Raw genomic sequence first — 12,948 nt, 5'->3', positions numbered from 1 at the left:
GTCGGGGTTTAAGAGGAAACCTTACGATGGGTTTGAAAATATTTTGAGATATTTCCCGAATCGCTCAATAATGATATTACAACAACTACTAATGCCCTGAAGAATAAATTCCACTTACCGCAAACAACATCTGTTTAAAATACTTTTTTATTATCATATTTGAATTGTCACCAAAAAACGATTAACCGAAAATATAAATATTGATATGCAGGAATTAGATCCCACCATTCTTCAGAAAGCTAATGCATGGCTGAAGGGAAATTATGACGCTGACGTTAAGCAACAGATCCAGACTTTATTGGATAATAAATCATATACGGAGCTAACCGATTCATTTTACCGCGACCTTGAGTTTGGTACCGGTGGCTTGCGCGGAATTATGGGGCCCGGCAGTAACCGCATTAATAAATATACTATTGGTGCTGCTACACAGGGCCTGGCCAATCACCTTAAAAAAAGCTATCCCGGCGAGAAAATTAAAGTTGCTATAGCGCATGACAGCCGGAATAATGCCGACCTGTTTTCGCGCATTACTGCCGAGGTGTTTTCTGCCAATGATATTTATGTGTACTTTTTTAAGGCATTGCGCCCAACGCCCGAGCTTTCTTTCGCGGTGCGGGTATTAGGTTGTAAAAGCGGGGTGATGCTTACCGCATCGCACAACCCGAAAGAATACAATGGCTACAAAGCTTACGGTGCAGACGGCGGGCAGTTTGTATCGCCGGAGGATAAAGCGGTGATGGATGAGGTAGCAGCCATCAGCAGTGTTGATGAGATAAAATTTAACCGGGTTGATGCCAATATTGAAGAGATAGGCGAGGAGATTGATGCGCAATATCTTAATGAGATAACAAAGCTTTCAGTATCGCCAGAAGCCATAAAGCGCCAGAAGGATCTTAAGATTGTTTATTCGCCTATTCATGGAACCGGGATAACTTTGGTACCACAGGCATTGAAGCTTTTTGGATTTGAGAATGTGATATTGGTTGATGAACAAACTACGCCGGATGGTAATTTCCCTACGGTGGTTTATCCAAACCCTGAAGAGAAAGAAGCTTTAACGCTTGCCCTTAAAAAGGCGCAGGAAACAGATGCCGACCTGGTACTGGCCACCGACCCGGATGCCGACCGTGTGGGGATTGCCGTAAAGAACACTGAAAACGAATTCATATTGCTGAATGGTAACCAAACCGGCGCCATGCTGATCAACTACCTGTTAACTGCCTGGGAAGAAAAAGGCAAGCTTACCGGCAAAGAGTATATTGTTAAAACCATTGTTACCACCAACCTGATTGAGCAAATTGCCAAAGCCAGGAACGTTACTTTTTACAACACCTTAACCGGCTTTAAATACATTGGCGAACTGATGACCAAATTTGAAGGCAAGCAAACCTTTATAGGCGGCGGCGAAGAAAGCTACGGCTACCTGATTGGCGAGCTGGTGCGGGATAAGGATGCGGTAGTAAGCAGCGCATTTATTGCTGAAATGACGGCTTACTATAAAGACAAAGGCAGCAGCTTATTTGAAGCCTTGATTGATACTTATGTGCAGTACGGTTTCTATAAAGAAAAATTGATCTCACTAACCAAAAAAGGAAAGACAGGCGCCGAAGAGATCAAGGAAATGATGGAGAAATTCCGCACCAATCCGCCGGCTACTTTAGGGGGATCGAAAGTTGCTACGCTCAAAGATTATGAGAAAGGTGTGGAAACTGATCTGCTAACCAATACCACTAAAAAGCTGGAGCTGCCTACAAGCGATGTGCTGCAGTTTATAACCGAGGATGGCAGCATTATATCGGCACGGCCGTCAGGTACCGAACCTAAGATTAAATTCTATTGCAGTGTTAATGGTAAGCTTGCCAATAAAGCTGCTTATTATGATACTGATAAGCAACTGGATGAAAAGATTAGCGCTATAATGAAGGATCTGGGTGTTTAAAAACCTTTGTCATTCTGCTTTCGCGCTACTTTTGCAGATTCTTTTTAAAACTAATTAACCACCATGTCATTGCGAGGAACGAAGCAATCGCATGCTATACAGAGTGAACAGAAAGGTGTAGAACTTGCACTGGCGGTTGTGTATGGCGCGCGGTTGCCCTCCGCTAGCCAGCGGATCGCAATGACATATTTTTTTTTTTTAGTTTTCCCAGGAGTTTGTACTTGAGAATAACAAAGAGAAATGTTGATGGTACATCACATAGAAACTTTTCTAAAAAGAACTAAAAGCATATAATCATGATAATTAATTTCAGTTTAGTCCGTTAAAATTCGACTATACACTAAAAGGAAATTATGAAATTAAAAGCGTTATCATGCTTAATTTTTGTTCAGTTAATTATCTCAGGCATCGCATCGGCCCAAACAAATGAATTTTCAACCTGGGGGGCATGGTTTCACACACAAAAGTTTTCTGATCATTGGGGAGCATCGTTTGATGCACAATTCCGCTCGGCACATCATGTCGATTTTTTAAAGCATATTTTAGTAAGGCCCTCGGTAAATTATTATTTTGATAAAAATAAGAGTGCCGCATTGGGCTATGCTTATGTGGCTACCAATGGCAGGGTGAACGATGTTAAAACTTTTAGGCCGGAAAGCCGGATCTTTCAGCAGTTTGTTGTTACCAACAAAGTGGGTACCAATACAACCATAACACATCGGTTCCGCTTAGAGCAGCGCTTTTTAGGGCAAACAAACACGCAGCCGGATTTCTTTGCCCAGCGTTTCAGGTATTTTGCAAGAGGAGTAATGCCGCTTAACAACGATGCTGTTTTCACCAAAGGGGCATTCCTGGCTTTGCAGAATGAGATTTTTGCCAATGTTCAAAATAAGAATAAGCTAAACAAGCACACGTTTGATCAGAACCGGGCCTATGCCGCTTTTGGATATCGCCTAAATAAAATGGTTGATGTAGAAGCCGGTTACCTTAACCAGTATATTAAGCAGGCCGAGGCTTATACCATTAATCATGTGGTGCAGTTTGCTGTTTACACCCGGTTTGGAAATTAATAGGTTTTTAGAGGTTAGTAATCCTATAAAATAAAGAATGCTCTATGGGTCATGCCATTAAGTTAACATTGGCTATAAACTAACCACATAGCAATGTACAATAGCCCCACCTAAATCCTCCCCGGTAGGGAGGACTTGAAAAAAATAGACGCGGGCGAAGCTAAAGTCTCTCCGCTAACCAGCGGAGGCGATTTAGAGGGGGCTAAAAGGTTTGTGGGGAGCATCACGTTTGTGATATCCCTTAACCCAATGACATAGACCCTATGGTCACAGCTCAAAAAGGGTGTTATAGGTATTGCCGACTATAAAAAGTAGATAAGAAGCCATAAACTTATTTACGCTGCTGTTTAAAAATTCCATCTTTGCACATGCCTTATTTTAAAAAGCTGCTTGATCTGTTAAAGATAGAACGGGATGAAGACCGTAATGCCTATTTAAAACTCACTGAAACATCATCCGTGGCCGATCGCAGGGCCAACGGATTAACCTGGTACCCGATAGCCATAAGAGGCACGGAGCCAAGCCGTGGCGATTATTTATCCGTTGAGGTTGAGCGTACCACGCACCAGGATGTTAGTCACCAGTTTAGGTTTGGAGCATCGGCAGTATTGTTTTCTAACCACGATCCTAAAAAGGACAGGTTGGAAGGAACGGTATCCTACCAGGGCGGTAACCGGCTTAAAATAACCTTGTTTACCGAGGAGCTGCCCGATTGGGCACATGACGGTAAGCTGGGTGTTGAACTGCTTTTTGATAACAACAGCTATGATGAAATGCAGAATGCCATTAAACAGGCATCGCTGTTAAAAGAAAAACCTGAAGGACGTTTAATTAATATTTTGACTGGCGAAAATGTGCCATCGTTTGCAGACATAAAAGAATCCCCTGCTTTAAACGGGTTGAATTTATCGCAGCGATCAGCGGTGCAGAAGATCCTTTCTGCAGAGGATGTGGCTGTGGTTCATGGTCCGCCGGGAACGGGGAAAACTACTACGCTGGTGCAGGCAATCAGGGCGCTCATCGCACAAAATAAAGAGCAGGTATTGGTAGTTGCCCCCAGTAATACCGCTGTTGATTTGCTGAGCGAGAAGCTGAGCAATGAAGGCCTGAACGTTTTGCGGATAGGTAACCCGGCCAGGGTGTCGGACAAATTGATGTCACTTACTTTAGATAGTAAAATGGCCGAGCATAGTTACGTGAAGGATGTTAAGAAGCTGAAAAAACAGGCATCTGAATACAAAAACATGGCGCACAAATACAAGCGCAGCTTTGGCAAAGCCGAACGCGACCAGCGCAAGGCGCTGTTTGATGAGGCACACAAAATAATGCGGGAGGTTGATAAAACGGAACAATTTATTATTGATGACCTGGTTGCAAAGGCACAGGTTATTGCCGCTACGCTGGTAGGTTCAAGCCATTACACGGTACGTAATGTTAAGTTTGGCACAGTAGTAATTGACGAAGCCGGACAGGCACTTGAACCGGCCTGCTGGATTCCTATTTTAAAAGCTCAAAAGGTTATTATGGCGGGCGATCATTTTCAGCTTGCACCCACTATAAAATCAAACGAGGCAGCCAGGGGAGGGCTAAGCACAACCCTGCTCGAAAAATGTGTTGCCCTGCATCCCGAAGCGGTGACATTGCTGGATGAACAATATCGGATGAACGAAACCATTATGGGGTTTTCATCAAAAGAATTTTATGGGAACAGGTTAAAGGCTAATGATGCTGTAGCATATCAATTGTTATTTGCGGGAGATCTGCCTTTGACTTTTGTTGATACCGCAGGTTGTGGTTTTGATGAAAAGCTGGAAGGCACCAGTTCAACTAACCCAGAAGAAGCTGCATTTTTAATCAAGCATTTAACGCAATTGACCACACATGAAGATACCGAATATACTTTTGATACCTTTCCGGCGGTAGCTATTATATCACCCTATAAAGAGCAGATCCGTATTTTAAAGGAGCTGTTGTTAAGTTCGGACATATTGCAACCTTATGCCGATAAAATTTCTGTTAACACGATAGATAGTTTCCAGGGGCAGGAGCGGGATGTGGTTTATATCAGCATGGTGCGCAGCAATACCACGGGAGAGATAGGTTTCCTGTCGGATATCCGCCGGATGAATGTAGCTATGACAAGGGCCAGAAAAAAATTGGTGGTAATAGGCGATAGTTCAACCCTTGGTAACTTCCCTTTTTATGCGGATTTTATTGCCTATGCCGAAGGGGTTAATGGGTACGTGAGTGCATGGGAGTATATGAATTAATACAAGGAAGCGGGAGGGCTCCCGCCCCTTGTAAACCAATTGTACGGAGAGAAAAGTCTTAAATTCTATTATAAAATATCGTCATGCTGTCCGCCAACTGGTCGGATCAGCACCTCATCTGAAAAGTGTACACCTTGCATGCGGCCTGTCCTGTGGGGTGCCGATCCGACCAGTTGGCGGACGGCATGACGTTTATGTTTATTATTCATTAACCAATTACATCTTTGCAAATTCATTCATCCGCACATCTGCATATCCACGCATCCGCACATCACTTTTTCAAAACCAGGTACGCATACGGCTGCATGGTTACCTTGCCTGAAAGCGTTAAACTGTTATTTGTTAATCCGTTTGTCCATGCGCCCTGTACGGCAGCAGGCACTGTAAAATCAACCGGACTGTTTTTTGCATTTACCAGTACCAATACATCATCAGCACCTGATTTCTTTTCGAAAGCTATTACGTTACTATCGTTGTAAGTTGTTAATGAGCCTATTTTTACAGCCTCATGTGCCGTACGGAATGCAATGATCTTTTTGTATGCCGCCGTCATATCCGGGTTGGTGCTCCAGTCAATAGGGTCATCATTAAAAATGCTGATCTGTTTGGGGCTGCCAACTTCCTGGCCGGTATAAATTAACGGCACCCCATTCATATAAGCAGCCAGTACAAAAGCCGCCAGGGCACCCTGTTTGCCATTATAAATAGTAACGGTAGCACCATCGCTGGATGTAACATCATGATTGGTGCTGTATCTTAATTTAGAGCCTCCGTTTGCAAGGGTGCTATTCTCGTTAGCATTGGTGGTAAATAAGGAGCTTGGGGCTGCTGTGCCTGCAAAAACACCTTTCAATGAACTGTAAAAATCAAAAGCGTAGGTTATTTGAAAGCCACTGGTAAACATTTCTTTTTTTACGCCTTCGGCTAATAATATAAGCTTGCGGTTGGTGAATTTGTGCAGGGTATCCAGCGTTTGTTTCCAAAAGTCGTCTGGCACAAAATCAGTAGCGTCACAACGGTAACCGTCAACATTGGCGGTTAGCACCCAGTATTTCATAGCGCGGATCATGGCTGTACGCATTTCATTGTTTGTATAATCCAATGCTGCCACATCATTCCAGCCCGTGCCCGGCGGACTAATAATATTACCTGCCCCATCCTGCTTATACCAGGCTTTGTTGTTGATCCATGCATTATCCCACGAGGTATGGTCTGCAACCCAATCCAGTATCACAGCCATGTTACGGCTGTGGGCATTGGCAATCAATGTGCGCAGGTCATCAAGGTTTCCAAACTCTGTGTTAACGCCATTGTAATCTTTAACTGCATATGGCGAGCCAAGACCGCCCGCAGATTTTAGCTGACCAACAGGATATGTAGGCATCAGCCAAATGGTATTAACGCCAAGCGCTTTAATAGAATCGAGCCTATCCTGAACACCTTTAAAGCTATGTGCGGTGCTGAATGACCGCAGGTTAACTTCGTACATGATAATGTCTTTGGTATCAGGTACCCCGGTAAAAGGGGTTCCGTAGGCGTCAGGGTCTTTATAGGTGTCTGTAGGTTTTGTTATAACCGGGCCCGTTTGGGTTGGCGTTACGTCCTTTTTGCCGCAGCCGGTACCCAAAAAAGCCGTTAATAGAATAATTATTAAACTGTTCATTTGTTGTTTTAAATTGTAAATGCTCATGCTCACGTTCCTATTGTAATAATGAATGTAATCCGGGATAAACCGGTAACCAGCCAAACTATACTTTTTCATTTAGATGGCTTAAAAAAGAACCACCGGCATTTTATAGCAGCCGGGGCCCTTTTTTATAAATTAGTTTTTGACTATGGTATAAGCGTAATTTTTTTGTGCAGTCTGGCTCATATCAAGAGTAACGGTATAAGTACCGGCATCAGTGATGGTAATTGCGCCCGGATCATTAAAAATAAGCTTGCCTGTTAACGCATTGGCATCTGCAGGACCGTAGTTAATATCCCATGCATCATTTGCGCGGAATTTCAGAGCGCCGGGTACCAGCGCTAATTTTATGCTCCATACATTTTTGGCCACATCATAGGTCATAGCTGTTGAAGCATTCCATGCTTGCGGGGTAGCGGTACCAATAATACCGAAAGTGCTTATTAATGCGGCAGAATAGGTTAAACCTTTAATATCGGCATTCAGTTTGTAAACACCTGCTGCATCAACTTTTAAGCCGCCTGCCTGTCCGTCGGTACTTAGTTTGCCGCCGCCTGCATCACCAAAATTAATATGGCCCCAATCTGGTGCGCTGGTAAATTTGAAATAATCAGCAGTACCCATGTAGATATAGCCTTCGTAAGTGTAGGTGGTAACTGCCGGAATAGTTAAAGCACCACCCGGGTTCCAACCCTGGTATGCGCCGGGTACATACAGCTTATCGGGAGCCAGCTCTTTATAAGTTGTAAAGGTTATTTTAACCGGTTTTGAGTACACAGAATCTTTACCGTAAATAGCCGCAACGGTGCGAACCTCAATGGTTGAGGCAGCGTTTGCAGGCGCGTGCAGATGGTTGATCAGCATGTTATTTAAATTGCCGTAGGTTAATGACAGCGAGTCTTGGTTGGTAGTACCAATAACAATATGTTTTGAAAAGTTATTTCCAGCCAAATCAACCTGTACAAAGTAGCTTACAACGGCATCCACTCCATAATTGGCCTTATGCCATTTAGCACTCATTAATTGCAATGAATCCTGGGGTGTTACAGTTATTGATGATCCATCTGCCGGGTTTGTCAATAGCGGGGCTGCAATGTTTGATGAAACTGTAACATGCGGTTCTTTTTTGCATGCAGACAGCAGCCCAAAGGTTAATGCCAGTATAATAAAAAATATTTTTTTCATGATGTTGATTTTAATAGCCAGGGTTTTGTTTTAAGTTACTGTTCAGCAACCTGTCTGATGCAGGGATTGGGAACACATTCAGGTGGGCATCTGTGGCCTGTCCGGCTTGTACATTGCCTTTAAAATCCCACAGATAATCGCCGCCGGTGAATAATCCAAAACGGATCAGGTCGGTTCTTCTGAAAGCTTCCCAATATAATTCACGGCCGCGCTCATCAATCAAAAAGCTTAAATTAAGCTGGCCTGCGTTGATATTTCCGGAGGCGTCTCCATAAGCACGCGTTCTTATTTTATTGATATAAGCAAGTGCTGTGGCCTGGTCGCCGCCTGATCCGCCGCGCACTACGGCCTCCGCATAGTTCAGGTAAATCTCAGAAAACCTGAACAGCGGAAAGTCCGTATCAACGAAAGTGTCGTTTGAGCCTCTTGCGCCTGTTGAAGTGATGTTTTTAAATTTTGCACTTAAATAGCCCTGTGTAAAAATAGTTGGGTTGGTAATGGTTAGTGTTTGCCCGTTGGTGTAAAATATTGCTCTTTTATCCGTATTTCCTGAAGGATCAGCGAATACCTTATTTACAAAAGAGGTGGTTAACCTGTTACCGCCCCATCCGCCAGATGCGATACCAAATCCATTTGCAGCATCTTCAGAACCGCCTACACCGGCATGAATAACAAAGGTCATGTCACCATAGCTTTGGGTGTTGGCGCCGTCTTCTGCAATGGGCATAATTATCTCATCGCGATAACTATTATTATCAGCCAAAAACAAATTAGGGTAATTGTTATGCAATGCATATTTACCCGAAGTAATGATCTTATTACAGTAAGTAATACAATCGGTATACCTATCGGTACCGGAAAATACTTTTGCATTAAGGTAAAGCCTGCTTAATAGTGCCCAATCAGCAGCTTTATCAGCCCGTGCGTATTCGTTTGCGCCCGGGTCGGCAAGTAATGGCTGGATAGCAATTAATTCAGATTCAACATATTTAAATAAGTCGGCTCTTGAAATTTGCTTTGGAATAAATGTACCCGGTAGCTGGGTTTCATCAGCAAACGGTACGTTGCCGTAAAGGTCCATTCCTATGTAATAAAAATATGATCTTAAAAACCGCGCTTCGGCCACAAATTGTGTGGCGTCAGTTTTTAATGAGCCGGTAAGGCCGCCAAGTTTGGCATTCACATCTCTTATGTACTCGTTACAATACGCTATATTGATAAACAGCCTTTCGTACATTAATTGCACGTAAAGGTTACCGTCAGACCAATTGCCGCCGTGGTATTCAACCAGGCCGCCATCGCCCCAGGCATTTATACATTCGTCTGTTGTTACTTCCTGTGCTGCCCAGTATTCGCGTAAAAAGCAGGTGGTACCTTCATCACTTGCCTGGATCTCAGGAGCGCCGAATTGTCCTTTTTGGCCTGACAGGGCTAATGATCCGTAAAGTTTGGCCAGGAATTGTTTGTAGGATGCCGGGTTATCAAAAACTGTTGCCGAAGTGGTTACCAAAGGATCAATTGGCTTGGTATCCAGCTTTTTTGTACATGAGGTGGCAAGCATGACTATCATGACTGCCTGTATGGTAAATATTTTATATGCTTTCATGATGTTATAATTAAAAATTAGCGTTTAAACCAAGCTGATAGATGCGCGGCCTAGGGAAGAAATTGTTATCAAGGCCGCCGCTTATTTCAGGGTCAAGCCCTTTGTAACCGGTTATTACAAATACATTTTGTACACCTGCGCTTATATGCAGTTTCAACCTGTTATTAGCATAAGTTGGGAAAGTATAACCAACGCTCATGTTATCCATCCTGAAGAATGACGCGCTTTGGATGTAATAGTCTGAAAGATTGGTTTGTAGCGCGTTGGTAAACTTGGTGTCGTCGGCAAATTTTGTTTGATTAGCCAAATATCCCAATGATGAGTACAAGCCGCGATAGGTACTGCCTGAGGCTACGTTGTTATAATTATAATTGCCCAGGCTTACCCGCCCTGAAAAGCTGAAATCAAATTTCCTGTATCGTACGCTTGAATTAATGCCCATTACAACCGTTGGGTCTGGCTTTTTGTACAAGTACTGGTCGGCGCTGTTTATTTGCCCGTCCTTATTCCTGTCTACATAACCACCTTCAATAGGCTTTCCGTTAGTATCGTAGATCTGCTGGAAAACATAAAAGGAATTAATTGGATAGCCAACCTTGTTAGCCTGGATGAGGCCTGATGTGGTGCCGGCTATGCCTGAAAATGGATTCGTTGAAATAAAATTAGGATCGCTGTTGCCATTCAGGTTGGTTACTTTGTTTTTGTTGTATGATATGTTGTAGCCAATTTGCCAGTTTACATCTTTGGTATCAACAGCAACTGCGTTAATGCTTAGCTCGGCGCCTTTATTTTGCATATCGCCAACGTTTTGCAACAGCGTTGATGAGAAGTTACTCAATACAGGTACGTTGATTATGTTCAGCAGGTTTGATGTCTTTTTATAATAAACATCAATGCTGCCTGTTAAACGATTATTAAAGAAACCGAAATCAATACCGGCATTGCTGGTAGTGGTTGACTCCCACTTTATACCGGCATCGTAACCTTCGGGGCGCTGTGTATAATAAAATTGATCGCCAAACTGGTAGCGCGATGAGTTATCGCTCCGGCTAAAACGCGCCTGGTATGGGTAGTTGTTGTTATTGTTCAGATCCTGCTGACCGGTTGTGCCATAGCCCAAACGTAATTTCAGGTCAGAGATGGTATTGCTGCCTTTTAAGAAATCCTCATCCTTAATTCTCCAGGCAAATGCTGCTGCCGGGAACAAGCCAAAGCGATTTTTAGGAGCGAACTTTGAAGTGCCATCATCCCTTATTGTAAAGGTTAAGATGTACTTATCATCAAACGTATAATTTAGCCGGCCAAAAAACGAGATCAGGTAATATTCTGTTTTGTAGGCCGATGCCGCATTAAGCGTTGTTTGTTTATAATCATACGATGATGAACTGCCTTCGGTATAAAAATGTGAATAAGAGTAACCGCCTGTTGCGTCAATTACGCTGTTAATGGATTTAATGTTCTTTTTATAGTTTAGAAAAAATTCAGCTAATTGATTCCTGTTAACCGTATTATAAACTGATTTTTGACCGCCTGAAGCTACCGGCACATAAACCCATTGTGTACTGTCACGCACATTGTTATGGCCAAACGCCTGGGCATAATCATAGCCTAAGTTAACATTTGCATGCAGATCAGGTAAAAAGGGAAGCTTGTAATCAAACTGCACGTTACCGATACTTCTTCTTGAGGTTGAAGTATTATCAGTTTCGTTTAAGCGGGCAACCGGGTTGGCCGGCGCCAGGGTAACCGGTGCACCGTTTATATCGGCATTGCCGTTGGTGGTCCATGTGGTATAACCGCGCCAGCGTGTATTGCCGTTATAAACCGGTTGAGTAGGGTCGTAGTTAACCGCGTTGGCAATAGCTGTTTGATCGGCAAAATTATTGGTGTTGTATAATCCTTTCAGATTGATATGGATGTTAAGCGAGTTTTTGAGCAAGCTGGGATCCAACCCAATTGCTGCCGTGGTGCGCTGGAAATTATAGGTTTTTAAGATCCCATCAGAATTGTTGTACCCTAAGGATACCCGGTAAGGCATGTTTTTAGCCGAGCCTGAAAAGCTGAGGTTATGATCCTGGCCAAATGCTTTTTTATAGATCTGGTCCTGCCAATTGGTGTTGGCTTTTCCCAGTAAGGAGGTTATTGCAGTTTGCCCAGCATAAACATTATTTACCAAAGCGCGGAACTCATCGCCGGTATAAACATTAACTTCTTTAGGGATTACAGATAATGATGCAGTTGCATTATAGCCAATGGTGAACTTTTTACTGCCACGTTTGGTAGTAATTAAAATTACTCCGCTTGAGCCACGCGAACCGTAAATTGCAGTGGCCGACGCATCTTTTAATACCGTAATATTTTCAATGTCGTTAGGGTTTATGCTGGTTAAAATATTTGCAGTACCGCCAACGGGCACATTGCTTAACGGAACGTTATCAATTACGATCAATGGATCGCTGCTTGCATTGATTGAAGTTATACCACGGATGCGGATAGTGGAGGTGTTGCCCGGTGCACCGCTGTTTGAGGTAATAACCACGCCTGGCAGCTTACCGTTAACGGCGTCCTGTATTGAGTTTACTGCCCCTTTGTTGAAATCTTTGGAGGTAACCACATCAACCGAACCGGTTGCATCGCTTTTGCGCACAACGCCGTAGCCTATAACGGCTATCTCATTAATTAACACCGAAGCAGGCTGTAGTTGTAGATTAACGGTTACTGAACCATTAACATTTACGGTTTGCTCCAGTGTTTTGTAGCCAACAAAACTTGCCGTAAGCACTTGTTGACCTGCCGGCGCGTTTAATTTGAAGTAACCATTTAAATCAGTTGCGGCACTGTTGGTTGTGCCCTTTAATTTAACAGTAGCGCCTGGGAGCGGCTGGTTACTTTCGTCAATTATCCGGCCGGTTATTGTGCCTGTTTGGGCCATTACCCAGTTGGACAAGCAAATAAAAAGCAACGGAAAAATGTACCTTAAAAAGTAGATCTTTTTCATTAATTGGGTTTTAATTTAAGTTTGGTTAATTGGTACCCGGCATGCGGCCGGATTACAATTCAAAGGAAAGAAGCCAGATCAGCTTTGACAATACAGCACGGGGCCAATATAGAAAGTATAAGTCGTTAATATATATAAATATCTTATTATCAAATGTTTGTGATTGGTTTTTAGGTGGTCAATATAGATT

7 protein-coding genes are annotated in these 12,948 nt (G+C 43.2%); 3 read left to right on the top strand and 4 right to left on the bottom strand.

What is annotated here, in order from left to right:
• Window positions 1-205: 205 nt before the first annotated feature.
• The 3 genes from BUE31_RS07665 (at window position 206) to BUE31_RS07655 (ending at window position 5,282) form a co-directional block, all read left to right on the top strand.
• Complete coding sequence (locus BUE31_RS07665; RefSeq protein ID WP_073401998.1) at window positions 206-1,942, top strand: phospho-sugar mutase; 1,737 nt, start codon at window positions 206-208, stop codon at window positions 1,940-1,942.
• A gap of 353 nt (window positions 1,943-2,295) precedes the next feature.
• On the top strand, window positions 2,296-3,012 hold the full coding sequence (locus BUE31_RS07660; RefSeq protein WP_073401995.1) for a DUF2490 domain-containing protein: 717 nt from the start codon (window positions 2,296-2,298) through the stop codon (window positions 3,010-3,012).
• 368 nt (window positions 3,013-3,380) lie between these two features.
• Window positions 3,381-5,282: an AAA domain-containing protein gene (locus BUE31_RS07655; protein WP_073401992.1), complete on the top strand. Its 1,902-nt coding sequence runs from the start codon at window positions 3,381-3,383 to the stop codon at window positions 5,280-5,282.
• Between the two features lie 271 nt (window positions 5,283-5,553).
• On the opposite strand, the gene BUE31_RS07650 is transcribed toward BUE31_RS07655, so the two are convergent.
• The 4 genes from BUE31_RS07650 to BUE31_RS07635 are packed head-to-tail and all read right to left on the bottom strand — an operon-like array spanning window position 5,554 to window position 12,758.
• Window positions 5,554-7,044, bottom strand: a complete 1,491-nt coding sequence (locus tag BUE31_RS07650; protein WP_143167052.1) for an alpha-amylase family glycosyl hydrolase — start codon at window positions 7,042-7,044, stop codon at window positions 5,554-5,556.
• A 60-nt stretch (window positions 7,045-7,104) separates the two neighbouring features.
• A complete protein-coding gene (locus BUE31_RS07645) occupies window positions 7,105-8,154 on the bottom strand; it encodes a SusE domain-containing protein (protein WP_073401990.1) in 1,050 nt (349 codons plus the stop codon).
• Window positions 8,155-8,164: 10 nt separating this feature from the next.
• Window positions 8,165-9,760 carry a RagB/SusD family nutrient uptake outer membrane protein gene (locus BUE31_RS07640; RefSeq protein ID WP_073401988.1) on the bottom strand — a complete coding sequence of 532 codons (1,596 nt, stop codon included), beginning with the start codon at window positions 9,758-9,760 and terminating at the stop codon, window positions 8,165-8,167.
• A gap of 10 nt (window positions 9,761-9,770) precedes the next feature.
• Window positions 9,771-12,758 (bottom strand): SusC/RagA family TonB-linked outer membrane protein, encoded by a 2,988-nt coding sequence (locus tag BUE31_RS07635; RefSeq protein ID WP_073401985.1) that lies wholly within the window; start codon window positions 12,756-12,758, stop codon window positions 9,771-9,773.
• Window positions 12,759-12,948 lie beyond the last annotated feature (190 nt).

Source organism: Mucilaginibacter sp. OK098 (genome assembly GCF_900142915.1).
In the GTDB taxonomy this organism is placed as follows: Bacteria; Bacteroidota; Bacteroidia; order Sphingobacteriales; family Sphingobacteriaceae; genus Mucilaginibacter.
The sequence above is the reverse complement of the archived record's forward strand: the minus strand, read 5'-3'. Positions and strand labels throughout refer to the sequence as shown.

Bases quoted from the DNA above. Each gene is read 5' to 3' on its own strand.
- BUE31_RS07665 (WP_073401998.1), top strand. From the start codon at position 206: ATGCAGGAATTAGATCCCACCATTCTTCAGAAAGCTAATGCATGGCTG.
- BUE31_RS07660 (WP_073401995.1), top strand. From the start codon at position 2,296: ATGAAATTAAAAGCGTTATCATGCTTAATTTTTGTTCAGTTAATTATC.
- BUE31_RS07655 (WP_073401992.1), top strand. From the start codon at position 3,381: ATGCCTTATTTTAAAAAGCTGCTTGATCTGTTAAAGATAGAACGGGAT.
- BUE31_RS07650 (WP_143167052.1), bottom strand. From the start codon at position 7,044: ATGAAAAAGTATAGTTTGGCTGGTTACCGGTTTATCCCGGATTACATT.
- BUE31_RS07645 (WP_073401990.1), bottom strand. From the start codon at position 8,154: ATGAAAAAAATATTTTTTATTATACTGGCATTAACCTTTGGGCTGCTG.
- BUE31_RS07640 (WP_073401988.1), bottom strand. From the start codon at position 9,760: ATGAAAGCATATAAAATATTTACCATACAGGCAGTCATGATAGTCATG.
- BUE31_RS07635 (WP_073401985.1), bottom strand. From the start codon at position 12,758: ATGAAAAAGATCTACTTTTTAAGGTACATTTTTCCGTTGCTTTTTATT.